Annotated in this window: 18 protein-coding genes; 12 read left to right on the top strand and 6 right to left on the bottom strand. The window is 62.4% G+C overall.

The genetic code is table 11. The features are described 5' to 3' along the window. Window positions 1-10: 10 nt before the first annotated feature. Window positions 11-1,555 carry an acyl-CoA synthetase gene (locus AB8A50_RS12055; RefSeq protein ID WP_439077793.1) on the bottom strand — a complete coding sequence of 515 codons (1,545 nt, stop codon included), beginning with the start codon at window positions 1,553-1,555 and terminating at the stop codon, window positions 11-13. A 177-nt stretch (window positions 1,556-1,732) separates the two neighbouring features. Next, the gene (locus AB8A50_RS12060; RefSeq protein WP_439077794.1) at window positions 1,733-2,542 is read right to left on the bottom strand and encodes a crotonase/enoyl-CoA hydratase family protein; all 810 of its coding nucleotides are present in this window, start codon (window positions 2,540-2,542) and stop codon (window positions 1,733-1,735) included. Window positions 2,543-2,654: 112 nt separating this feature from the next. On the opposite strand from AB8A50_RS12060, the gene AB8A50_RS12065 reads away from it, so the two are divergent. Then, window positions 2,655-3,527 carry an SDR family oxidoreductase gene (locus AB8A50_RS12065; protein ID WP_439077795.1) on the top strand — a complete coding sequence of 291 codons (873 nt, stop codon included), beginning with the start codon at window positions 2,655-2,657 and terminating at the stop codon, window positions 3,525-3,527. Window positions 3,528-3,593: 66 nt separating this feature from the next. On the opposite strand, the gene AB8A50_RS12070 is transcribed toward AB8A50_RS12065, so the two are convergent. After that, window positions 3,594-3,998: a hypothetical protein gene (locus AB8A50_RS12070; RefSeq protein ID WP_089265118.1), complete on the bottom strand. Its 405-nt coding sequence runs from the start codon at window positions 3,996-3,998 to the stop codon at window positions 3,594-3,596. Between the two features lie 129 nt (window positions 3,999-4,127). On the opposite strand from AB8A50_RS12070, the gene AB8A50_RS12075 reads away from it, so the two are divergent. The 4 genes from AB8A50_RS12075 (at window position 4,128) to AB8A50_RS12090 (ending at window position 8,817) form a co-directional block, all read left to right on the top strand. After that, window positions 4,128-4,931: an AraC family transcriptional regulator gene (locus tag AB8A50_RS12075; protein WP_089265119.1), complete on the top strand. Its 804-nt coding sequence runs from the start codon at window positions 4,128-4,130 to the stop codon at window positions 4,929-4,931. 110 nt (window positions 4,932-5,041) lie between these two features. Further along, window positions 5,042-6,619, top strand: coding sequence for a fatty acid--CoA ligase (locus AB8A50_RS12080; RefSeq protein ID WP_439077796.1), 1,578 nt, complete (start codon window positions 5,042-5,044; stop codon window positions 6,617-6,619). A gap of 212 nt (window positions 6,620-6,831) precedes the next feature. Beyond that, window positions 6,832-8,364 carry an SUMF1/EgtB/PvdO family nonheme iron enzyme gene (locus AB8A50_RS12085; RefSeq protein WP_439077797.1) on the top strand — a complete coding sequence of 511 codons (1,533 nt, stop codon included), beginning with the start codon at window positions 6,832-6,834 and terminating at the stop codon, window positions 8,362-8,364. Between the two features lie 60 nt (window positions 8,365-8,424). Continuing rightward, entirely contained in the window at window positions 8,425-8,817 is a 393-nt protein-coding gene (locus AB8A50_RS12090; RefSeq protein WP_439079968.1) for a DUF4399 domain-containing protein, read from the top strand. Between the two features lie 104 nt (window positions 8,818-8,921). Here AB8A50_RS12090 and AB8A50_RS12095 read toward each other — a convergent pair whose 3' ends face one another. Next, window positions 8,922-9,410, bottom strand: a complete 489-nt coding sequence (locus AB8A50_RS12095; RefSeq protein WP_244527903.1) for a phasin family protein — start codon at window positions 9,408-9,410, stop codon at window positions 8,922-8,924. A gap of 491 nt (window positions 9,411-9,901) precedes the next feature. On the opposite strand from AB8A50_RS12095, the gene AB8A50_RS12100 reads away from it, so the two are divergent. The 4 genes from AB8A50_RS12100 to AB8A50_RS12115 all read left to right on the top strand — a co-directional run bounded on the left by AB8A50_RS12100 (window position 9,902) and on the right by AB8A50_RS12115 (window position 16,932). Further along, a complete protein-coding gene (locus tag AB8A50_RS12100) occupies window positions 9,902-11,443 on the top strand; it encodes a WS/DGAT/MGAT family O-acyltransferase (protein ID WP_439077798.1) in 1,542 nt (513 codons plus the stop codon). 9 nt (window positions 11,444-11,452) lie between these two features. Next, window positions 11,453-12,448 (top strand): alpha/beta fold hydrolase, encoded by a 996-nt coding sequence (locus tag AB8A50_RS12105; protein WP_439077799.1) that lies wholly within the window; start codon window positions 11,453-11,455, stop codon window positions 12,446-12,448. A gap of 109 nt (window positions 12,449-12,557) precedes the next feature. Then, complete coding sequence (locus AB8A50_RS12110) at window positions 12,558-15,788, top strand: bifunctional cytochrome P450/NADPH--P450 reductase (protein ID WP_439077800.1); 3,231 nt, start codon at window positions 12,558-12,560, stop codon at window positions 15,786-15,788. A 166-nt stretch (window positions 15,789-15,954) separates the two neighbouring features. Continuing rightward, window positions 15,955-16,932, top strand: a complete 978-nt coding sequence (locus tag AB8A50_RS12115) for an alpha/beta hydrolase (RefSeq protein ID WP_439077801.1) — start codon at window positions 15,955-15,957, stop codon at window positions 16,930-16,932. Between the two features lie 9 nt (window positions 16,933-16,941). Here AB8A50_RS12115 and AB8A50_RS12120 read toward each other — a convergent pair whose 3' ends face one another. After that, on the bottom strand, window positions 16,942-17,196 hold the full coding sequence (locus AB8A50_RS12120) for a DUF6489 family protein (RefSeq protein WP_089265127.1): 255 nt from the start codon (window positions 17,194-17,196) through the stop codon (window positions 16,942-16,944). 116 nt (window positions 17,197-17,312) lie between these two features. Next, the gene (locus AB8A50_RS12125) at window positions 17,313-18,566 is read right to left on the bottom strand and encodes an NAD(P)/FAD-dependent oxidoreductase (RefSeq protein WP_439077802.1); all 1,254 of its coding nucleotides are present in this window, start codon (window positions 18,564-18,566) and stop codon (window positions 17,313-17,315) included. Between the two features lie 253 nt (window positions 18,567-18,819). On the opposite strand from AB8A50_RS12125, the gene AB8A50_RS12130 reads away from it, so the two are divergent. From AB8A50_RS12130 to AB8A50_RS12140, 3 genes are all read left to right on the top strand, one after another. Next, window positions 18,820-20,427 (top strand): ABC transporter substrate-binding protein, encoded by a 1,608-nt coding sequence (locus AB8A50_RS12130; protein WP_175366523.1) that lies wholly within the window; start codon window positions 18,820-18,822, stop codon window positions 20,425-20,427. Between the two features lie 181 nt (window positions 20,428-20,608). Next, the gene (locus AB8A50_RS12135) at window positions 20,609-21,589 is read left to right on the top strand and encodes an ABC transporter permease (RefSeq protein WP_149531197.1); all 981 of its coding nucleotides are present in this window, start codon (window positions 20,609-20,611) and stop codon (window positions 21,587-21,589) included. A 237-nt stretch (window positions 21,590-21,826) separates the two neighbouring features. Beyond that, a complete protein-coding gene (locus AB8A50_RS12140; RefSeq protein ID WP_439077803.1) occupies window positions 21,827-22,765 on the top strand; it encodes an ABC transporter permease in 939 nt (312 codons plus the stop codon). Window positions 22,766-22,780: the final 15 nt, after the last annotated feature.

Genomic DNA, 22,780 nt, shown 5'->3' on the forward strand with positions numbered 1-22,780 from the left:
CATCACCCTCCTAGATCGTCCGCCCAGCCTTGGCCCAATAAGGATCGCGCAGCCGGCGCTTGAAGATCTTGCCGGAGTCTTCGCGCGGCAGATTGCTCTGGATCTCCATCTGCTTCGGCACTTTATAGTCGGCCAGCGCCTTCTTGAGGTCCGCGCGCACAGTCGCAAGGTCGAGCACCACACCCGGCTGCGGCTCGATCACCGCCATCAGGGACTCGCCGAACTCCTCGTCGGGAATACCGAACACGGCACAGTCATGCACACCGGGCACGGCATGCAGCGCGGCTTCGATTTCGGCGGGATAAATGTTGACGCCGCCGGAGATCACCATGTCGCGCTTGCGGTCGCAGATGAAGACATAGCCGTCGGCATCGAGATAGCCGACGTCGCCGGAGGTGATGAAGCCGTCGCGGTCGATCTCGGCGCGCTTTTCGGGTTTGTTGTGATAGGTGAAATCCGGATTGCCTGATATGCGCGAATAGATCTCGCCGATCTCGCCCTGTGGCAGTATCTGGCCGTCATCGCCGAGAAAACGCAGTTCGGCGCCGGGCGCGATCTTGCCGACGGTGCCGGGCTTCTTCAGCGCGTCCTCGGAATTGGCGAAGGTCACCGCGCCCGATTCGGTCGAACCGTAGAATTCGTAGATCACCGGGCCCCACCAGTCGATCATCGCGGTCTTGACGTCGGCCGGGCACGGCGCGGCGGCATGGATGATGTGGCGCAGCGACGACATGTCGTATTTCTTCCTGATATCCTCAGGCAGTTTCATCAGGCGGATGAACATGGTCGGTACCATGAAGATGGTGTCGATCTTCTCGTCCTGCACCACGCGCAGGAATTCTTCGGGATCGAAGCGCGGCATCATCACCAGCGCGCCACCGAGGCGCCCAGCGCGCAGCGCGAAGGCATTGGGGGCCGAGTGATAGAGCGGTCCGGGCAGCAAAGCGCGTGCACCGGGCTTGAGGCCATAGACACGTGCACGCATCTGGTCGGCGGACGCCGCCTGCTCCGGCGTCGGCGCAAAACGGCGCACACCCTTGGGATGACCCGTGGTGCCCGATGTGTAGATCATGTTGTGCGGTTGCGGCAGCGCGGGGCCGTCATATGGCGCCTGTTCGGTCAGCCAGCTCTCCAGATCGATGGCGCCATCCGGGGTGCCGAGCCGTGCCGGATCGACCTTGTAATTGGCAATGATCTCCGGTGGCGTCGGCACGCTCAGCGATACGATGCCCTGCGGGATCGCCTCGCGCAGCTGATGCAACATGTCGGCATGGGCGATCAGGATATTGCTGCCGGAGTCCTTGATCACATAAGTGATCTCTTCCGGCTTGAAGTGCCAGTTCACCGGTACGCCGTACGCGCCGAGCTGCGCCACCGCATAGGCCGCTTCAAGAAACGCGATGTCGTTGCGCATCAGGATGCTGACGCTGTCGCCCTGCTTGACGCCGAGCCGCGACAACCCGCCGGCAATGCGGCTCGCACGTTCGGTCAGTTCGGCAAAGCCGCGGCGGCGATCACCTGAGATGACGCCTTGAAACAGGGAATTTGTCGACATGGATACGTTTCCGGATTTTTGTTTTTGATTTTTGATGAACTCTTCGCCGTCATTGCGAGGAGCCCTTGCGACGAAGCAATCCAGTCTTCGTTTGTGACTTTTTGGATTGCTTCGCCCAAAGAAAGTTGGAAGTCCAACTTTCTCAGGGCTCGCAATGACGGCTGAGAACGTCGCGGGCTAATCCACAAATTTCGGCGCACGCTTCTCGATATTCGCGCGCACGGCTTCGGTCTGGTTCGGTCCACCCATCAGCTTCATCTGCTCGACGGATTCGGCGAGCAGCGCCGGGCCGGGATCGACCGTCAGATTGTTGAGCATGCGCTTGGCGGCGCGGATCGCATCCGGGCTCTTGCCGGCGATCTCGCGCGCCGTCTCGAGCGCTGCGGCGCGCGGATCGTCGCAGATGCGCGTGGCGAGGCCGTAGCTCAGCGCTTCCTGTGCCGAGAAGATGCGGCCGGTGTAAGTGAGGTCGCGCAGGATATCGTCGCGCACGAGGCTGGCGAGGATCGGCGTGCCGGCCATGTCAGGCACCAGGCCCCATTTGATTTCCATCACCGACATGCGCGTGTCCGGCGCGAGAAAGCGCATGTCGGCGCCGAGCGCGACTTGGAAGCCGCCGCCAAAGGCGACGCCATGCACAGCGGCAATCACCGGCACCGGCAATTGGCGCCAGCCCCACACCGCCTGCTGGGAATGATTGCAAAGACCGTGGGTGCGCAGCGCGAGGTCGCGCTTCTGCGCGCCGCCGATACCGTCGCCGCCATTGTCGTTCATCGCGGCGAATCGTCCCATGTCGAGGCCGGCGCAGAACGCCCGGCCCTCGCCGGACAGCACGACCGCGCGCAGCCCCTTCTCCCGGCTCAGGCGCTCGGCGGTATCGACCAATGCCGCAAACATCGCCGCATCCAGCGCATTCATCTTGTCCGCGCGGACCAGCCGAACATCGGCAACGCCATCCGTCATGGACACAGAGATGCGGTCTTCCATGGGTGGTTTCCTTCCTAGACTTGTTTTTCTTCCCGCTTTACACGCAAGCGGTATCGGGTTTAGTCAATCAACTAATTAACCCGTCCGCATCCTCTTAAAGCAGGACCCTCCCATGTTCAATCAGCAGCTCCTCGCAGGCCGAAAAATCCTCGTCACCGGCGGTGGCACCGGTCTCGGCAAATCGATGGCGGCGAAATTCCTCGAACTCGGCGCCGAAGTGCATATCTGCGGTCGCCGCAAGGCTGTATGCGACGAGACCGCAACCGAGCTGATGGCGGAATTTGGCGGCAAGGTCTCCAGCCACGGCGTCGACATCCGCGACGCCGCGGCGGTCGATGCGATGATCGAAGGCATCTGGGCCGATGGCCCCCTCACCGACCTGATCAACAACGCCGCCGGAAATTTCATCTCGCGGACGCAGGACCTGTCGGCGCGCGGCTTCGACGCGGTCGCCAACACGGTGATGCACGGCACATTCTACATGACCCATGCAGTCGGCCGGCGCTGGATCGCCGACAAGGTGCCGGGCAACGTGGTCTCGATCACCGTGACCTGGGTACGCAATGGCAGCCCCTATGTGGTGCCCTCCGCCATGAGCAAATCGGCGATCCATGCCATGACCATGTCGCTGGCGACCGAATGGGGCCGCTACGGCATCCGCCTCAACACCATCGCGCCCGGCGAAATCCCCACTGAAGGCATGAGCAAGCGCATCAAGCCCGGCGACGTGGCCGGTGCACGCACCCGCGCGCAGAACCCGATGGGCCGCGTCGGCAAGATGGAAGAACTGCAGAACCTTGCGGTGTTTCTGATCTCCGGCGGCTGCGACTGGATCAGTGGCGAGACCATCGCCATGGACGGCGCACAAGCGCTCGCCATGGGTGGCAACTTCTATCAGCTGCGCGACTGGTCCGATGCCGAATGGATCCAGGCACGCGACAGCATCAAAGCGCAGAACGAAAAGGACAAGGCGCAGCGGGGGTAAGGGCCGCAAAATAATTCGACCGGCAGCGAGGCTCTCCCATGCGGGAGGCCTCGCTTTGTTTTTTGATCAACGCGCAACCTGCAACCGCTCGCGCGCAACCCTCATGGCCTCGTCTTCGGATGCGACCACCGCGGAACTGATGCCGAACGCCTTCGTCGCAAGTGCCGACTGGGCCTCCACGAGAACGCGTGTGACGGCATTCGGCTCGACGGCAATGATGGCACGGCAAAGCAGCGCGAGCGTCGCTTTGTTGCGCTTGAGCCAAAGCCCCCTCGCTTTGCGATCTTCATGCGCCTCATCATGATGATGACTGGCCATGATCATGACGAAAGGCTGCTTGCGGCCGATGAGATCGTCCATCTCGACCTCCCACTGCGCCGCACTTCCTGGCTGAAGCTCATCATGCCGGACCCACACGATCGGGAAGGCCGCAACATCGTGAATGAGAAAGGCACCGCTATCGAGGCTCATCGTCGTCTCCTGACTGTTCGTTGATCTGCATGCGGAGATAGACCCGGTCGCTCAAACCCGTTAACGACATTCGGACGCAAAATAATGAGAACCGGCCAGGCTGGAGCGGTTCTGAAAAGGCATGGTGTCATGACCTCGCTCACCGAGCGCCTCGACGGACCATCCGCAATCGCTATCTGGGGCAGCGATGAGCCCGGTGATGCATTTCGGCTCGGCACCCGCGAACTCGACTGGCATCATCACCGCCGCGGCCAGTTGTTCTGTATCGAAAGCGGATTGATCCGCCTGCACACGAAACAGGGCTCGTGGCTACTGCCGCCGCAGCGCATCGGCTGGCTGCCGCCCGGGCTCCATCACAAGGTGACCCTGAGCGGTGTACTGAGCGGATGGGGCGTGCTCCTGACGCCGGCCGCGAGCCGGACATTGCCGTCGCAGCCCTGCGTCATGGGTGTCAGCGATCTGCTGCGCGCGCTCGTCAGGCGCGCTGCGGGTTGGACGAATGCGGATCGGCTCACGCCGGCGCAGACGCGCGTCGTGGCCGTGCTGCTCGACGAAATCCGCGGTGCGCCGCAGGAGCCGCTGCATCTGCCGATGCCGACGGATATCCGCGCCTTGCGTATCGCCAATGCGCTGATCCGGCGGCCGCATGACGCGCGCACGCTGCATGAGCTTGGCGAATGGGCTGGCCTGTCGGAACGAACGGCACGTCGCATCTTCATGACGGAGACCGGCATGGGCTTCACGCAGTGGCGGCAGCAGGCGCGTCTCACGCTGGCGTTGGAACGGCTGGCCGCCAATGAACCCGTCGCGGATGTCGCCGAAGCGCTCGGCTATGCCACGTCCAGCAACTTCATCGCGATGTTTCGACGGGCGTTTGGCGAGCCGCCCGCGCGCTATTTTGCAAAACAGCGTAGGACGCGCAACGTCGGGTGAGTGAAGTCCGCGCATGTCTCACCGCACCGCAGCACCTTTCCCATCTTGTCAGCCCTCCCGGACACCCTCACACTCGCCGCAACTAAAAATAATCGGAGGGAGGGAGACACATGTCCGTTGCGGAAGCGGCCACGCTGGCCGATGTCATTCGCGTGCAAGCACAAACGCGCGGCGATTCAATTGCGCTGGTGTTCGAGGGCCGCGAGACCAGCTACAGATCACTCGATCGCAATGCCAACCGCGTCGCCAACGGGCTGATCGCGCTCGGCGTCAAGCCCAATGAGCGCATCGCCTATCTCGGCAAGAACAGCGACCTCTTCATCGAACTGCTGATCGGCGCCGTGAAGGCCAAGGTGGTGACGGCGCCGGTGAACTGGCGGCTCGCCGGACCGGAGATCGCCTTCATCGTTGATGACGCGAAGGCACAGGTGCTGTTCGTCGGACCGGAATTCGTCGATCTCGTACGCAGCCTCAGGCCACAAATGCCGGGCGTGCGCATCGTCATGACCATGGAAGGCGGCGCAACCGAGTGGCAAGACTTTACGGCCTGGCGTGACGCGCAGAGCGAGCGCGATCCTAACCTCACAATGACCAAGGACGATGTCGCGATCCAGCTCTACACGTCGGGCACCACAGGAAAACCAAAAGGCGCCATGCTGTCGCATCAGAATTTCCTCTCACTGCTGCGCATCGGCGGCACCGACGAGAACCCCGACTGGAACGTCTGGACCGCCGACGACGTCTCGCTGGTGGCGATGCCGGTATTTCATATCGGCGGCGTCGGCTGGGCGGTGTTCGGCCTCTATCACGGCGCCAAGAGCGTGGTCGCGCGGGAGTTCGACCCGAACAAGGTGCTCGATTTCTTCCGGGATTACGGCATCAGCAAACTGTTCCTGGTACCGGCGGCGATGCAGTTCATCGTGCGGCAGCCGCGTGCGCGGGAGATGGATTTCAGCAAGTTGCGCTACATCATGTATGGCGCATCGCCGATCCCTGCCGCCCTGCTCAAGGAATGCATCAGCGTATTCGGCTGCGGCTTCGTGCAGATGTACGGGATGACCGAGACCACCGGTACCATCGTGGTGCTCGCCCCGGAAGATCACGTCGAGGGCCGCGACTGCATGCGCTCCGCCGGCAAAGCGCTGCCGGGGATCGAGATCGCCATTCTCGATGTCGACGGCAAGCCGCTTGATGTGGGCGAGGTCGGCGAGATCGCGACGCGCTCGGCGTCCAACATGGTCGGCTACTGGAATCTGCCGGACGCCACCGCGCGCACGCTCGGCCGCGACAACTGGCTGCGCACCGGCGACGCCGGTTATCTCGACAAAGACGGCTTCCTCTACATCCACGACCGTATCAAGGACATGATCATCTCCGGCGGCGAGAACATCTATCCCGCCGAAGTGGAGAGCGCGATCTGCGATCATCCGGATGTCGCCGAAGTCGCCGTCATCGGTATTCCCGACGATACATGGGGCGAAGCGGTGAAGGCCGTGGTGGTGCTGAAGCCCGGCAAGGAGCTCGGCGCAACCGACCTGATGAAGTTCACGCGCGAGCGCATCGCGGGATTCAAGGCGCCGAAGACCATCGACTTCATCGCAGCATTACCACGCAATGCATCGGGCAAGATCCTGCGACGGCAGTTGCGCGATCCCTATTGGGTGGGGAAAGAGCGGCAGGTGAACTGAGAACCTGTGTAGCTACCGCCTTATCTGTCGGCGCCGGGTATATCGATACAGCGAATGCGAGGAACTTCGTCATCTCGCTACCGCGCGGCTCCTCCGGGATCAGCCAATTTGCGTTTTCAGCTAATTGTCTGACAGGGACGTTGAGCGTAGCGTCATGACGGTCGGCCGAACGGCTAATGAACCTCGTGTGTCAGTTGTAGAGGCGCAAGGTCATGCGCGGCGAGATTCGTGACATCAGTTCAGGCAGGGGCAAGGACCCCGCCACCCCGCGCGCTGGATCGCCGCGTCGCCTTGCGGCGATCGTTGTGGGGGACATCTGCGGTTATAGCCGCCTCATGGAACTCGACGAGGAAGAAACGCATGCGCGCGTCAAGCGCATCGAGCGTGACCTCATCGAGCCGAGCATTACCGAGCACGACGGCAAACTCGTCAAAAGGACTGGCGATGGGTTCATTGCGATATTCGACAGTCCAGTCGAAGCCGTTCGATGCGGCATCGTCATCCAGCAAAGCATGATCGGACGCAACGCCGCGCTGCCAAAGAGCTCCTGGATCGAATATCGCATTGGCGTCAATCTGGGAGACGTGATCATCGAGCCCAATGATGTCTTCGGCGATGGCGTCAATATCGCTGCGCGCCTCGAGGGGATCGCCGACCCCGGCCAAGTGTACATCTCGGGTGGCATCTACGAGCAGATCAAGCACAAGCTCGTCTGCGGCTACGAGTCGCTTGGAGACCGCAAGATCAAGAACATTACCGATCCGGTGCGCGTTTACCGGGTGCTTCCTGATCCCGCGGCATTCAACAAGGCGCGGAAACGGCGTGAACATGTTCTGATCGTTTCGTTTTGCGCCATCCTGCTGGCTCTCGCAGGCGCCGGCGTCTGGTACATGAGGGCTTACCCGCGCGGTGAAATCGGCAATCAGGCGTCAGCTCCCGCGGCGCCTCCGCAAGAGACAGGAAATGCAGGCACCCGATCAGCGCCCGCGCCCGTCGCCAAGCAAGCCCGGCCTGAACCTGCTCCGGTGGTAACGCCTGCCCCGCCCCCGCCGCCAGCACCACCAAAGCCGGTCATAGAGCCCGTCATGGTCCCGCTCCCTGGCGGGACCTTCGCCATGGGCGGCAATGACGACATATCGGAAAAGCCGATACACCAGGTCACGATCAAGCCTTTCGCGATCAGCAAGTATCCGGTCTCGGTTCGGGAATGGAACGCGTGCGCTGCTGCGAATGCATGCGCGTTTCTGGTGACAGGGCGGGACGACATTCCGGTCACGGATGTGAGCTGGACCGATGCCAAGCAGTTTGTCGCATGGCTCGCGAAGGAAACGCAAAAAGCCTTCCGGCTCCCGAGCGAAGCTGAATGGGAGTATGCCGCGCGTGGCGGCACGCAAACGAAATACTGGTGGGGCGATCAGCTCCAGCCCGGCATGGCCAATTGCAAGAACTGCACGGACGCCGCCGCCGAACAGCCGCTCAAGCTCGGCAGTCTGAAGCCAAATCCGTTCGGGCTCTACGATATGGGTGGCGGCGTCAATCAATGGACAGAGGATTGCTGGCACAAGAACTATCAGGGTGCCCCGCAGAACGGCGCGCCATGGGTCGAGAACGACTGCGTCTCGCACGTCATTCGATCGGGCTCCTGGAAAAACGATGCGCGTTACGTCCGACCCGCAAGCCGCGATGGCTACGACACCAATGTGCGATATCCGACCCACGGCTTCCGGATTGCCATTTCGTCCTGAGACCGCCCCCGAAGGAAAGGCTGCGTCATGAGGATCACCGAGCTCATCGTGTTGTCCGCCATGCTGTCAACGGCGCCCCTTGCAGTCCATGCGCAAGGAAAGTCCGCACCGAAGGATGCGGTCCTCTATTTCGTGTGGCCGCAGGACAAAGCGGTGATCAAGGGCGGGTTCTGGTGTCGTTTCGGTTTACGCAACATGGGCGTCACTCATGCAGGCGATAATTTCCAGAACAGCGGCCATCATCATTTGCTGATCGATGTGAATGACCCGCTCGATCCCAAGGAGCCGATCCCGCAGGACAAGTCGCATCTCCATTTCGGAGCCGGCCAGACCGAAGCACGCATAGAATTGCCCCCCGGCAAACATACGCTCCAGCTCGTGCTGGGAGACGGCGCTCATTATCCCTTCAACCCGCCCATCGTCTCGAACAAGATCACCGTGACAATCAAGTGAGCGTGCTTCCGATGCCGGGACGCACGGCCTGCTCTGGCGGAACGACGAAAAAAAGGCCCGCTTGCGCGGGCCTTTCGAATTCATGTCGCTTGATCGCGTGTGGATCAGGCGGTCTTGGCGAACGACGTCGCCTTCGAGAAGTTGTCCTGCGCGCTCTTGGCGCCTTCCGACACGAGCTTGCCGAGATATTCGGTCGACGCCTTGGCGCGCGAGCTCAAAACTTCGCCATGGGCACGCACGAGATCGGTCTGCACCTGGAAGGCTTCGGTCAGCGATTTCGCCGAAGCGAGCTTGTCGATGCCAGCGAAGAACGACTGGACGTCGGCATAGAACGCGTCCTGAACGTTGCGGCTGATCTTGGTCGCCTCAGAGACCGAGTTCGACACAGCGGTTTCGATGGCGGAGGTCACCTTCTCGGAATTGGCCTGGAAGTCGGCGGCCTTGTCCTTGGCAGTGCCGGCAGCGCGCTTGACGAAGTCACGGGTCGCTTCGGGCACTTCCATGTTCTGCAGCTTGGTGAACGCCTCGGTGACGGGCGCGAAAGCCTGCTTGACGTTGTTCAGCACGGAATTGGTTTCGGTTTCGATCGTCATGTTCGTCTCCATCCTCGGGTTGGGCCGCCTCTGCAAAGCTCATGCTTGCACTCAGGCTCGGCTCACCCCGTCCCGCCGTTGTGGGCCCGGGGTGCAACTTCTATGACATAGTAAATAATGCACTGCAACATCGATGGTGCATCGCAACATCACAAACCCGTGATATGCCCGGTAATCAGGCGGCGCCTGATGCATTAACGGGCTACCGCCAGAGATCTGAAACAGGAGAGTAACCGACGTGTTGATTTAGCTTTATAATTTAGCATTTCGAGCCGCGGATTCTTCGGATATCCAACTGGGCAAGGCAAATGGCACCTGCCCTTTAAGTCGGCAAACCGACCTCCCAACGCCTCGACGACCCCAGCCTTAAGTCGTGGGCCTGGCCGGTCTCCCGCCTCGCCTTTGCCATTGCATATTCGCCCCGCGCACAGGCACACTCATCGATAGAGCGCCGCAAAGGCGTCGGTGACCATGCGAGGGAGGGACGTATCATGGCGGAAGCCAGCAGGAAGCTGTCCTCAATGGACGCGTCGTTTCTGTATCTGGAAACGCCGGAGATGCCGATGCATGTCGGCAGCATGGCGATCTTTCGCCTGCCCGAGGATTACAAGGGCGACTTCTTCGAGGACTTCAAGGCGATGATCGCCTCGCGCCTCCATGTGGCGCCGATCCTCAAGGCCCGGCTGGAAAAGGCCCCGCTGGATATCGACCATCCCTCCTGGGTCGAGGACGACCAGTTCGACATCGATCGTCACATCTTCCGCGGCAGCCTGCCCGCGCCCCATGACCGTCCCACGCTGGAGCGCATCGTCGGCTGGATGCATGCCAAGCTGCTGAACCGCGCCCGGCCGTTGTGGGAGTTCTATGTTTTCGAGGGCATGAAGGACAACGAGATCGGCCTGTATTCGAAGATGCACCATGCCTGCATCGATGGCGGCGCCGGCGCGGCCCTCACCAGCATGATCTATGACGTGACGCCGGTCCCGCGCGAGATCGAAAAGCCGGAAGTGCGCGCGAAGCAGCGTCAGGAGCCGCGCGATATCGCAGCGAGCTTCATCGACTCCTACCAGCAGCTCTGGCGTCAGCCGCTGGAGAATTCCGGAAAAGGCATCGAACTACCGCGCTCCGGAAAGAGCGATATCGGCTCGATCCTATTCGACAACGCCATGTTCCAGATCGAGAGTGCGGTGAAATTCGCCGGCTCGATCCCGACTATGGTGAAGAGCGCGTCCGACGTGATGGCGAAGATTGCCGATCCGAAATCGCGCGACAGTCTCAACAGTATGCTGTCGCCGCCGACGCTGCTCAACAAAACCATCTCCTCGGAGCGCAGCTTTGCCGGCGTGTCGGTGCCGCTGTCGGCGGCCAAGGCCGTAGCCAAGCAGGCGGGCGGCAAACTCAATGACGTGGTGCTGGCGCTCTCATCAGGCGTTGTCCGGCGCTACCTCAAGGAAAAAGGCGCCCTGCCCGCCAAGTCCCTGACTGCCGCAGTGCCGATCTCGCTGCGCGAGGAAGGCAACACCGATTCCAACAATCAGGTGTTCGGCATGATCTGCTCGATCGCCAGCAATATCGAGGACCCTAAGGAGCGGCTGGAAGCGATCATCGCGCAATCGACCAAGTCCAAGGAGATGTCGCATCCGCTACGCGCATTGATGCCGCAGGTCTCCAACATCTCCATGCTGGGCGCACCGATCATGGTGCAGATCCTGGCGCTGCTTTACAGCCGCACCAACCTCTCCGACGTGTTGCCGCCGGCGGCGAACATCACAGTGTCCAACGTGCCCGGGCCGCGGCAGACACTCTATGCGGCCGGCGCCGAGCTCTTACACATCTTCCCGGTCTCCATCGCCACCCATGGGCTGGCGCTGAACATCACCGTGCAGAGTTATCGCGACCAGCTCGATTTCGGCTTCATTGCCGGCGCCAACATCATCCCGCATGTGCAGGTGCTCGCCGACATGATGCCGGACGAATTCGCGCTGCTGCAGGCGGCGTTTGCGCCGCCTGACGTTCTCAAGACTGCCAGCTAGGGAATAACCATGATTGAAATGCCCCCGTTGCAGTTCGCCAAGCTGAATGGCATTCGCATGGGATATTACGACGCCGGCCCCATGAGCGACACGCCGCCTGTGGTGCTGTGCCATGGCTGGCCGGAGATGGCGTTCTCCTGGCGGCATCAGATCAAGGCACTGGCTGCCGCCGGCATCCGCGTCATCGCGCCCGACCAGCGCGGTTATGGCGCGACGTCGCGGCCCAACGCGGTCGAGGACTACAGCATCGAACATCTCACCGGCGATCTCGTCGCATTGCTCGATCATCTCAAGATCGACAAGGCGATCTTCGTCGGCCACGACTGGGGCGGCTTCATCGTCTGGCAGATGCCGCTGCGGCATCGCGACCGTGTCGCCGGTGTGGTCGGCGTGAATACGCCGCATACCGACCGCGCGCCGGTCGATCCGTTGCAGATCTACAAGAAGCGCTTCGGCGAGACGATGTATATCGTCCAGTTCCAGGATCCCGCGCGCGAGCCGGATCGCATCTTCGGCGAGAATGTCGACAAGGCGTTCGACTTCTTCATGCGCAAGCCGATGCCACGCAAGCACGCCAACGTTGGCGAAGCGCCGGTCGGCGGCATCGGCGCGTCGTCGAAGACCAATCTGGCATTTCCGCAGATGGTCGCTGCTTACGATCCCGCGAAGGACCCGCGTCAGAAGATTCTCTCCGACGAGGAAAAGAAAATCTTCGTCGACGCCTTCAAGGAATCCGGCTTTACCGGCGGCATCAACTGGTATCGCAACATGAGCGCCAACTGGGCCCGCGCCGAAGGGCTCGATCACACCGTGCGCGTGCCGTCGCTGATGATCATGGCGGAGAACGACGCGGTGCTGCCGCCCTCATCCGCGGATGGCATGGAAAACATCATTCCCGACCTGGAGAAATATCTGGTGAAGGACAGCGGCCACTGGACCCAGCAGGAAAAGCCCGACGAAGTCAGCCAGGTGTTGATCGACTGGCGGCGAAGACGGTTTGGATGATCCGTAGGATGGGTAGAGCTCTTGCGAAACCCATCACGGCCGGGTGCAGGATTTTGATGGGTTTCGCGAAGACGCTCTACCCATCCTACGCAACAGGAAACGCTTGAGAATGTCCTCCACCAACAAACTCGCCCCGATCCCGCATCCGCCCAAGAAGCCGGTGGTGGGCAATATGCTGTCGCTGGACGCCAATGCGCCGGTGCAGGATCTGGCGCGGCTGGCCAAGGAGCTCGGGCCGATCTTCTGGCTGGACATGATGGGATCGCCCATCGTGATCGTCGGCGGCCACGATCTCGTGGACGAGCTCAGCGACGAGAAGCGCTTCGACAAGGCTGTGCGCGGCGCGCTGCGCCGAGTGCGTGCCGTCGGCGGCGACGGACTGTTCACGGCGGATACCAAGGAGCCGAACTGGACCAAGGCCCACAACATCCTGCTGCAGCCCTTCGGCAACCGCGCGATGCAATCCTATCACCCGAGCATGGTGGATATCGCCGAGCAACTGGTGAAGAAGTGGGAACGCCTCAACACCGACGAGGAAATCGACGTCGTCCATGACATGACGGCGCTGACGCTGGACACCATCGGCCTGTGCGGTTTCGACTATCGCTTCAACTCGTTCTACCGAAGCGACTATCACCCGTTCGTGGAATCGCTGGTGCGCTCGCTCGAGACCATCATGATGACCCGCGGCCTGCCGCTGGAAAGTCTGTGGATGCAGAAGCGCCGCCGCGATCTCGCCGGCGACGTCGCCTTCATGAATTCCATGGTCGACGAGATCATCGCCGAGCGCCGCAAGGCCGCCGAGGCGGCGGACGGCAAGAAGGACATGCTGGCGGCGATGATGACGGGCGTCGACCGCGCCACCGGAGAACAACTCGACGACGTCAATATCCGCTACCAGATCAACACCTTCCTGATCGCCGGCCACGAGACCACATCGGGTCTGCTGTCATGCGCGATCTACGCGATGCTGAAACATCCGGAGGTGCTGAAGAAGGCCTATGAGGAAGTCGACCGCGTGTTCGGCCCCGATGTGAACGCCAAGCCGACCTATCAGCAGGTCACGCAGCTGCATTACATCACGCAGATCCTCAAGGAGTCGCTGCGGCTGTGGCCGCCGGCACCGGCCTATGGCATCGCGCCGGTGCAGGACGAGACCATCGGCGGCGGCAAATACAAGCTCCGCAAGGGCACCTTCGTCACCATCCTGGTGCTGGCGCTGCATCGCGATCCCTCGGTGTGGGGACCGAATCCGGATGCCTTCGATCCCGAGAATTTTTCGAAGGAAGCCGAAGCCGCACGGCCGATCAACGCCTGGAAACCGTTCGGCAATGGCCAGCGCGCCTGTATCGGCCGCGGCTTCGCCATGCACGAAGCCGCGCTGGCGCTCGGCATGATCCTGCAGCGCTTCAAGATTACCGACCACAAACGCTACCAGATGGTGCTGAAGGAAACGCTGACCATCAAACCCGACGGTTTCAAGATCAAGGTGCGCCCGCGCCACGATCATGAGCGCGGCGCCTATGCCGGACGCACGAGCGCAGCCGCTGCGGCCGCGCCGCTCGCGCCTGTCGCCACCGGTCGCGCGCGGCCCAGCCACAACACGCCGCTGCTGGTGCTCTATGGCTCCAATCTCGGCACCGCCGAGGAACTGGCGACGCGCGTCGCCGATCTCGCCGAAGTCAATGGCTTCGCCACCAAACTCGCGCCGCTGGATGACTTTGTCGGCAAGCTGCCGACCGAGGGCGGCGTGCTGATCTTCTGCGCGTCCTACAACGGCGCGGCGCCGGACAATGCGACGCAATTCGTCAACTGGCTCGGTACTGACCTGCCGAAGGACGCCTTTGCCAAGGTGCGCTACGCCGTGTTCGGCTGCGGCAACAGCGACTGGCTCGCCACCTATCAGTCGATCCCGCGTTACATCGACGACAAGCTGCGCGAACATGGTGCGACCAACGCCTATGTGCGCGGTGAAGGCGATGCGCGCGACGATCTCGACGGCCAGTTCGAGAACTGGTTTGCGAAACTGCGTCCGCTCGCGGTGAAGGAATTCGGCCTCGACACCGGGTTCGAGCGCAGCGCCGACGATGCACCGCTCTATCAGATCGAACCTGTCGCGCCGAGCGCGGTGAACACCGTCGTCGCCCTCGGCGGCGTGGTCCCGATGAAGGTGCTGGGCAACAGGGAATTACAGAACGGCGCGTCGGATCGCTCGACACGTCATATCGAGATCGAATTGCCCGCGGGAACGAGCTACCGGGTCGGCGACCACCTCAGCGTGGTGCCCCGCAACGATCCCGCTTTGGTCGACGCCGTCGCGCGCCGTTTCGGCTTCCTGCCGGACGACCAGATCCGGCTGCAGGTCGCGACGGGCCGTCGCGCGCAACTGCCGGTCGGCGACGTGGTCTCTGTCGGCCGATTGCTGACTGAGTTCGTCGAGCTGCAACAGGTCGCCACCCGCAAGCAGATCCAGATCATGGCGGAGAACACCCGCTGCCCGATGACCAAGCCGAAACTGCTCGGTTATGTCGGCGACGATCCCGCCGCAAGCGAGCGCTATCGCAGTGACATCCTTGCCAAACGCAAATCGGTGTTCGATCTCCTCGAAGAACATCCGGCCTGCGAATTGCCGTTCCACACCTATCTGGAAATGCTGTCGCTGCTGGCGCCGCGCTATTATTCGATCTCGTCGTCGCCGCAAGGCGAGACGTCACGCTGCAGCGTCACCACAGCCGTCGTTCAGGGCCCCGCGCATTCCGGCCGCGGCATCTATAAGGGCGTCTGCTCTAACTATCTCAGCGGCCGCCGCGCCGGCGATACCGTGCATGCGATCGTACGCGAGACCAAGGCCGGCTTCCGCCTGCCCGACGATCCCCTCGTGCCGCTCCTCATGATCGGACCGGGCACGGGTCTCGCGCCGTTCCGCGGCTTCCTGCAGGAACGCGCCGCACGCAAGGCGCAAGGCGCCGTGCTCGGTCCCGCGCTGCTGTTCTTCGGCTGCCGCCATCCCGATCAAGACTTTCTCTATGCCGAGGAGCTGAAGGGCTTCGCCGCCGATGGTATCTGTGAACTACACACCGCCTTCTCGCGCGGCGATGCACCGAAAACCTACGTGCAACACCTCATCACCCAGCAGAAGGACCGCGTCTGGGATCTGATTGAGCAGGGCGCCATTACTTATGTCTGCGGCGACGGCGGCAAGATGGAGCCGGATGTGAAAGCAGCGCTGATGGCGATCCAGCGCGAGCGCAGCGGCGGCGATGACGCTGCAGCGCTGACCTGGATCGACGACCTCGGCACACGTAATCGCTACGTGCTCGACGTCTGGGCCGGGAGCTAGCGAGAGGCTGATACCAGTTCCATTGTCACAATCGCTGTCACAAAAGCCCGCGCGCACTGTCACAATTGCCATATGCGCAATCTCTCATTAATCGCTGCGACGATTTGTTTGGCGCATGACGCGGTTGTCACTTTTTCGCAGGGACTTTCCGTGTCATATGTTTGACATGAGCCCACGTTCCGCCCGATCCCCCGAACCGATTGATGTCCCGTACGAGCCGCCACAGCTGGCGCGCGCGAACGGGATCGATATCTGTTACGACATCTTCGGATACTCGGATGCGGAACCGATGGTGATGATCATGGGCCTCGGCGCCCAGATGATTCACTGGGACGATGACTTCTGCCGCGAATTGGCCAGCAATGGCTTTCGCGTGATCCGCTTCGACAACCGCGACATCGGCCTGTCCTCCAAGATGGCCGGCGGCAAGCCGTTCACTCTGTACGAACTGGCCAAGCTGCGTTTTCTCGGTACGCCCGTCTCCGCCCCCTACAAGCTGAGCGACATGGCGACCGATGTGGTGGCCCTGCTCGACGTGCTGCGCATTCGCTCCGCGCATGTGGTTGGCGCCTCCATGGGCGGCATGATCGCGCAGGAAATGGCGATCACCTATCCGGAGCGCCTGCGCTCGCTGACCTCGATCATGTCGACCACGGGCAATCCGCGCCTGCCGCAGCCGAGCCGCGCGGTGTCACTGTTGCTGCTGAAGCCGCAGCCGACCGGCTATGAGGCGTTCCTCGAACGCTTCAAGCAGACCTGGCTGTTCCTGCGCGTCGGCAGTTTCCCCGACGACGAAGCCAGGGATCTCGACCGCGCCGAGCGGACCTATGCGCGCGGCCTGAGCCCGGCCGGCGTCGGCCGGCAACTCCGCGCCATCCTCGCTTCGGGCAGCCGTAAAGAGCGTCTCGCCACGGTCACCGCGCCGACGCTGGTGATCCACGGCAAGATCGATCCTCTGGTGCATCCGGCCGCCGGCCGCGACACGGCGGCGTCGATTCCCGGCGCCAAGCTGATGATGGTCGACCGGATGGGCCACGCTCTGCCGATCTCGATGTGGTCCCTGGTGATCGACGCCATCTCGCGGCATGCGCATGGGGCGAAACTGCAGCAGCCGCTGCAGGCCAACGCACGCCGCGCGGGCTAAGCGCCGCGCCTACTTCTTGTCCTTCGGCCGTGCAGCGCCGAGGCCGGCCATATTGGCGAACATCTCCTGGAAGCGCTCGCCCATCTTCGGATCGAACGAGAACCAGCTCTGCATGATCGACTCCGGCGAGAACTTGTCGATGTTGTCCATCATCTTTTTCTGCATCTGATCCATCATCGCCGACTGCATCGGCTGCACATCAGGCAGCCCCAGGAATTCGCGCGCCTCGAGCGGCGTGCAGTCCACGGTGACGATCACTTTCATTATCAGCTCCTGAGGCAAACCGGCCGCTCACGCGAACATGGCGACGCAGCGGCAGTATCGCCGCTGACGCCTGCCCGATGCAAGCGATGTGACATCTACATTGCAGTTGCGAGATGTCAGCCGAAACGCTCAGCCGCGAAGGCCTTGGGATCGGTGAACGGCGTGACGCCCGTCACCATGTCCGCAATCAGACGGCCGGTCACCGGCCCCAGCGTGAAGCCATGATGCTGGTGGCCGAAATCGAACCACAGGCCCTTGTGGCGCGGCGCCTTGCCGATCACCGGCAGCATGTCCGGCAGGCAGGGCCGCGCGCCCATCCAAGGCTTCGCCTCGACGGGATTGCCGAGCGGGAAGGTCTGCCGTGCGATCGGCAGCGCCCGCTCGATCTGCGCCGGCGTCGGCGGCGCATCGCGGAGCGCGAATTCGGCGCCGGTGGTCAGCCGGATGCCGCGATTCATCGGCGCCAGCAGATAGCCGCGATCGGCATCGAGAACCGGATGGCGCAGCACCGCATTGCCGGATGGCGCCAGATGGATGTGATAACCGCGCTTGCTCTTGAGCGGGATGTTGTAGCCGAGCGGCCGAAACACCTGATCCGACCATGGCCCGAGCGCGACCACGACATCGCGCGCGACCAGCGCCCCGTTCGGCCCGGCCACGCGCCATTTGCCGTCGCTTTGCTCCAGCGTACGCGCATCGGCAGCGATGAAACGGCCGCCCTTGCGGATGAACAGCGCGGCATAGGCTTTTGCGAGGCCGCCAGGATCTGGCACGAACCCCGGCGACGTCCAGTGAATGGCACCGGCAAAATCGGTGGACAGGTTCGGCTCCTGCTCCGCAATGGCGGCGGCGTCCAGAACGTCGCCCGGCACGCCATAAGCGCGATGGCGTTCGAGATCCGCGATGCCTTTCGCCAGCGTAGCCTCGGAGCGAAACGCGTTGATCCAACCCATCCGGCGCAGCAACTCCGGCACGCCGGCCTCCGCGATCAGGGCCTCGTGCTCGATCAGGCTGCGCTGGATCAGCGGCAGCGCCGCCATCGCACTGCGGAGTGCGCCCTCAGGCGACGAGTTCAGGAAATATCTGACGATCCATGGCAGCATGCCGGGCAGCGCGTTGAGATGATAGTGCACCTCCGGCGCGCGGTTCAGCGCATATTTAAACAGCTTGGTGAGGTCGCGCGGCAGCATATAGGGAAAAATCGAACAGCACTGGATCAGCCCGGCATTGCCATAGCTGGTTTCCTCGCCGGCCTTCTCATGCCGGTCGACCAGCACCACGTTGCGGCCGCGCGCCTGCAGATGCAGCGCCGCCGACACACCGACCATACCTGCGCCGAGCACAAGCACATCAGCCTTGAGTTCCGCCATTCCTGCTCCGAAATCTTGCCGTTCTGGCGGTCCTGTTAGCGCAGTGTCGTGACCGAATGATGCACGCACGCAATGCGTGGAATTGCTTATACCCGACCCTAGCAAGGATTGCGCCAGCCACTTCATTGTGCAGCGCATAGCTGACAAATGCTGCTTGCGCAGCGTGCAATCTCCGCCAACAATGTGACACTCGCTCAACTGTCGGGCGGCCGCGTGGTGATGCAATTGCGGCAATGCAATGGAGAAGCTCAGTATGTCGATCCGTCAGACGTTCATTGCCGCCGCTGCATCGCTGATCGCCTTTGCCACAGTTTCTGCCTCCGTACTGCCCGCCTCCGCACAAACGCTGCGCTATGCCAATCAGGGCGACCTGAAATCGCTCGATCCCTATACGCTGCGCGAGACCACGACGATCGCCCATCACGGCCAGGTCTATGAAGGCCTCGTCGGACGCGGCAAGGATCTGCAGATCATCCCGGCGCTTGCCGAGAGCTGGGAAACACCGGAGCCGACGCGCTGGCGCTTCCATCTGCGCAAGGGTGTCAAATTCCACAATGGCGACCCCTTCACCGCAGATGATGTCGTGTTCTCCGCCGACCGCGTCCGCGCCAAGGGCTCCGACTTCACGACGGTCATTCCGGCCGATGCCAAGGTGCTCAAGATCGACGACTACACCGTCGATTTCGTGCTGACCAAGCCCAATCCCATCCTGACGTCGCAATGGGACGTCTGGTACATCATGGACAAGAAATGGGCGGAGGCGAACAATGCCAACGCGCCGACGCCTGCCGCGGCGACCTCGCCAAGCTTCGCGTCGTTGAATGCGAATGGCACGGGCCCCTTCACCATCGAAAGCCATCAGCCGGGCGTGAAGACCGTCTTCAAGGTCAATCCGAACTGGTGGGGCAAGCCCGAGCATAATCTCAAGGAGATCATCTTCACGCCGATCGCCTCCGATGCCACCCGCGTCGCGGCGCTGCTGTCCGGCGAAGTCGACATCATCGAGCCGGTACCGGTGCAGGACATCGCGCGCGTCAATGGATCAGCCAATGCCGCCGTGATGGCCGGGCCGGAGCTGCGCACCATCTTCCTCGGCATGGACCAGATTCGCGACGAGCTTCTTTTCTCGAATATCAAGGGCAAGAACCCGTTCAAGGACATTCGCGTCCGCGAGGCCTTCTACAAGGCCATCGACATCGAACTGATCAAGAGCCGCGTCATGCGCGGCCTGTCGACACCGTCCGCTTTGATGATCGCGCCGCCGCTGTTCAAGCTCTCCGGCGACTTCACGCGGCCGAAATACGACGCCGACGGCGCCAAGAAACTGCTGGCCGATGCCGGCTATCCCGACGGCTTCGAAGTCGGCATGGATTGCCCGAACGATCGCTATGTCAACGACGCCGCGATCTGCCAGGCGGTGGTCGGCATGCTCGCGCGCATCGGGGTGAAGGTGATCCTGAACGCGCAGCCGAAGGCGCTGTATTTTGCCAAGGTGTTCAAGACCGGCGGCTTCAATACCTCATTCTATCTGCTCGGCTGGACACCGGGCACGCAGGATTCGCACAATGTGATGCATGACATCATGGGCTGCCGCGACGATCCCGCGAGCCCGCGCGGCGCCACCAATCTCGGCGGCTATTGCAACAAGCAGTTCGACGCCCTCACCGATCAGGTGCTGCAGGAGACCGACACTGCGAAGCGCGACCAGCTCATCAAACAGGCCTATGAGATTGCCGCCAAGGACTGGGCCTATATCCCGCTGCATCAGCAGGCGCTGGCCTGGGGCGTCTCCAAGAAGGTGAAGATCGTGCAGCGCCCCGACAACCAGGTGCTGCCATACTGGGCGGTGAAGTCGGAATAGGTTTGGCATCCGCGTGGAAGGCCAGGTCGCCCCGATCTCAGTCCTCATCCTGAGGAGCGGCGCCTTCGCCGCGTCTCGAAGGATGGTGGCCTGCATTATCTCATGGTTCGAGACGGCGCTGAAGAAGCGCCTCCTCACCATGAGGTCCCAGATGTTTCAATAACAGAAAGCGAAATAGCCCATGCTCGCTTTCATCCTGCGCCGCGCATTGCAGTCCATTGGTGTGATGATCGCCGTCGGCATCATCGCCTTCACCATGTTCCGCTTTGCCGGCGATCCGGTGAACCAGATGGTGGCCATCGACACCACGCCGGCGCAGCGCGCCGAGGTGCGCGCGTCGCTTGGTCTCGACGACCCCGTCCCGGTGCAATTCGCGCGCTACTTCATCAATGCCGTGCAGTTCAAGTTCGGCGTCTCCTACCAGTTTCGTCAGCCGGTCTCGGCGCTGCTGAAGGAGCGCATGCCGGCGACGCTGGAGCTCGCCACCTGCGCGACGGTGATCGCCATGGTGTTCGGCATCCTGATGGGGATCTATTCGGCGCTGCGGAAGGATTCGTTCTTCGCCAAGGTGCTGCAGGCGGTGTCGCTGATCGGCATCTCGCTGCCGACCTTCCTGATCGGCATTCTGCTGATCTATCTGTTCGCGGTGACCCTCGGCTGGCTGCCGTCCTTCGGGCGCGGCGACGTCGTGAAATTCGGCTGGTGGACCACCGGCCTGCTGACGATCTCCGGCCTGAAGGCGCTCATCATGCCATCGGTCACGCTCGGCCTGTTCCAGATGACGCTGATCATGCGTCTCGTCCGCGCCGAGATGCTGGAAGTGCTGCGCACCGACTATATCCGCTTCGCCCGCGCCCGCGGCCTGACCACGCGGGCGATCCATTTCGGCCATGCGCTGAAGAACACGCTGGTGCCGGTCATCACCGTCGCCGGGTTGCAATTCGGCTCGGTCATCGCCTTCGCCATCATTACCGAGACCGTGTTCCAGTGGCCGGGTATGGGGCTGCTATTCGTGCAGGCCGTGCAGAATGTCGATATCCCGATCATGGCGGCCTATCTCCTGGTGGTGTCGCTGATCTTCGTCACCATCAACCTGATCGTGGACATCCTCTACACCATCGTCGATCCGCGCCTGCGCGCGACGATCAACCGGCCGGCATGAGGGGGGGGAACGCATGACTCAAGCACGTTGCAACCTCATCCCTCGCGTTCGCGCAAGTTCTCTCAGTCTGTCGTCCCCGCGAAGGCGGGGACCCATAACCACGATAAACGTGATTGAAATGCTGCGGCGGCCACAGCGCATCACCGCGAATTCAGTGTGTATGGATCCCCGCCTTCGCGGGGATGACGTGGAGAGGTTGGGCGCTAATCCGCAAGCTACGATTTCGCGGAGTACCCGATGACCGACACCCCCATCCCCCGCACACCGTCCCTCCTCGCTCGCGCCATCGACAGCGACATCTTCTATTCGTTCCGCCGCTCGAAGCTCACAATGGTGGCGGCTGCGATCGTGTGCGTGCTGCTGATGATGGCGCTGTTTGCGCCTGTGCTGGTGGTGCAGAATCCGTTCGATCCGGCGCAGCTCGAACTGATCAACTCGCGCATCGCGCCGCTCTGGACGGCGGAAGGCCAGAGGCCGTTCCTGCTCGGCACTGACGAACAGGGCCGCGACATCTATTCGGCGATTCTTTACGGCATGCGGATCTCGCTGGTGGTTGGCGTGCTCGGCGTCAGTTTCGCCGCGGTGCTCGGCATCGGGCTCGGCCTGATCGCCGGCTATGTCGGCGGCGCCGTGGACAGCCTGATCATGCGCATCGCCGATGTGCAGCTCACTTTTCCGGCGATCCTGATCGCGCTCTTGATCGACGGCGTGGTGAAGTCGGCGCTCGGCAATCATCTGGATGCCTCGACCACGCTGATCGTGCTGGTGGTGGCCATCGGGCTGAGCTTCTGGGTGCAATATGCCCGCACCGTGCGCGGCTCGGTGATGGTGGAGAAGAACAAGGACTATGTCGCCGCGGCACAGCTGATCGGCCTGCCCGCGCGGGTGATCATGGTCCGCCATGTGCTGCCCAACACCATGGGGCCGATCCTGGTGATCGCCACCATCAATCTGGCGCTCGCCATCATCACCGAAGCGACGCTGTCGTTTCTCGGCTCCGGCATGCCGGACACGATGCCCTCGCTGGGCACGCTGATCCGCATCGGCAACAACTATCTGTTCTCGGGCGAATGGTGGGTGATCGCCTTCCCCGGACTCGCGCTCGCCTCGCTGATCCTGTCGATCAACCTGCTCGGCGACTGGCTGCGCGATGCGCTGAACCCGAAGCTGCAATGACGCCTCACCTCAAGC

The sequence above is a fragment of the Tardiphaga sp. 841_E9_N1_2 genome (genome assembly GCF_051811065.1).
GTDB classification, from domain to species: Bacteria; Pseudomonadota; Alphaproteobacteria; order Rhizobiales; family Xanthobacteraceae; genus Tardiphaga; species Tardiphaga robiniae.

What these genes read in the sequence shown, in the direction of transcription:
- AB8A50_RS12105 (WP_439077799.1), top strand. Translation starts at nt 11,453, where the DNA reads ATGATTGAAATGCCCCCGTTGCAGTTCGCCAAGCTGAATGGCATTCGC.
- AB8A50_RS12065 (WP_439077795.1), top strand. Translation starts at nt 2,655, where the DNA reads ATGTTCAATCAGCAGCTCCTCGCAGGCCGAAAAATCCTCGTCACCGGC.
- AB8A50_RS12100 (WP_439077798.1), top strand. Translation starts at nt 9,902, where the DNA reads ATGGCGGAAGCCAGCAGGAAGCTGTCCTCAATGGACGCGTCGTTTCTG.
- AB8A50_RS12075 (WP_089265119.1), top strand. Translation starts at nt 4,128, where the DNA reads ATGACCTCGCTCACCGAGCGCCTCGACGGACCATCCGCAATCGCTATC.
- AB8A50_RS12130 (WP_175366523.1), top strand. Translation starts at nt 18,820, where the DNA reads ATGTCGATCCGTCAGACGTTCATTGCCGCCGCTGCATCGCTGATCGCC.
- AB8A50_RS12115 (WP_439077801.1), top strand. Translation starts at nt 15,955, where the DNA reads ATGAGCCCACGTTCCGCCCGATCCCCCGAACCGATTGATGTCCCGTAC.
- AB8A50_RS12135 (WP_149531197.1), top strand. Translation starts at nt 20,609, where the DNA reads ATGCTCGCTTTCATCCTGCGCCGCGCATTGCAGTCCATTGGTGTGATG.
- AB8A50_RS12120 (WP_089265127.1), bottom strand. Translation starts at nt 17,196, where the DNA reads ATGAAAGTGATCGTCACCGTGGACTGCACGCCGCTCGAGGCGCGCGAA.
- AB8A50_RS12110 (WP_439077800.1), top strand. Translation starts at nt 12,558, where the DNA reads ATGTCCTCCACCAACAAACTCGCCCCGATCCCGCATCCGCCCAAGAAG.
- AB8A50_RS12090 (WP_439079968.1), top strand. Translation starts at nt 8,425, where the DNA reads ATGCTGTCAACGGCGCCCCTTGCAGTCCATGCGCAAGGAAAGTCCGCA.
- AB8A50_RS12070 (WP_089265118.1), bottom strand. Translation starts at nt 3,998, where the DNA reads ATGAGCCTCGATAGCGGTGCCTTTCTCATTCACGATGTTGCGGCCTTC.
- AB8A50_RS12060 (WP_439077794.1), bottom strand. Translation starts at nt 2,542, where the DNA reads ATGGAAGACCGCATCTCTGTGTCCATGACGGATGGCGTTGCCGATGTT.
- AB8A50_RS12080 (WP_439077796.1), top strand. Translation starts at nt 5,042, where the DNA reads ATGTCCGTTGCGGAAGCGGCCACGCTGGCCGATGTCATTCGCGTGCAA.
- AB8A50_RS12095 (WP_244527903.1), bottom strand. Translation starts at nt 9,410, where the DNA reads ATGACGATCGAAACCGAAACCAATTCCGTGCTGAACAACGTCAAGCAG.
- AB8A50_RS12085 (WP_439077797.1), top strand. Translation starts at nt 6,832, where the DNA reads ATGCGCGGCGAGATTCGTGACATCAGTTCAGGCAGGGGCAAGGACCCC.
- AB8A50_RS12055 (WP_439077793.1), bottom strand. Translation starts at nt 1,555, where the DNA reads ATGTCGACAAATTCCCTGTTTCAAGGCGTCATCTCAGGTGATCGCCGC.
- AB8A50_RS12140 (WP_439077803.1), top strand. Translation starts at nt 21,827, where the DNA reads ATGACCGACACCCCCATCCCCCGCACACCGTCCCTCCTCGCTCGCGCC.
- AB8A50_RS12125 (WP_439077802.1), bottom strand. Translation starts at nt 18,566, where the DNA reads ATGGCGGAACTCAAGGCTGATGTGCTTGTGCTCGGCGCAGGTATGGTC.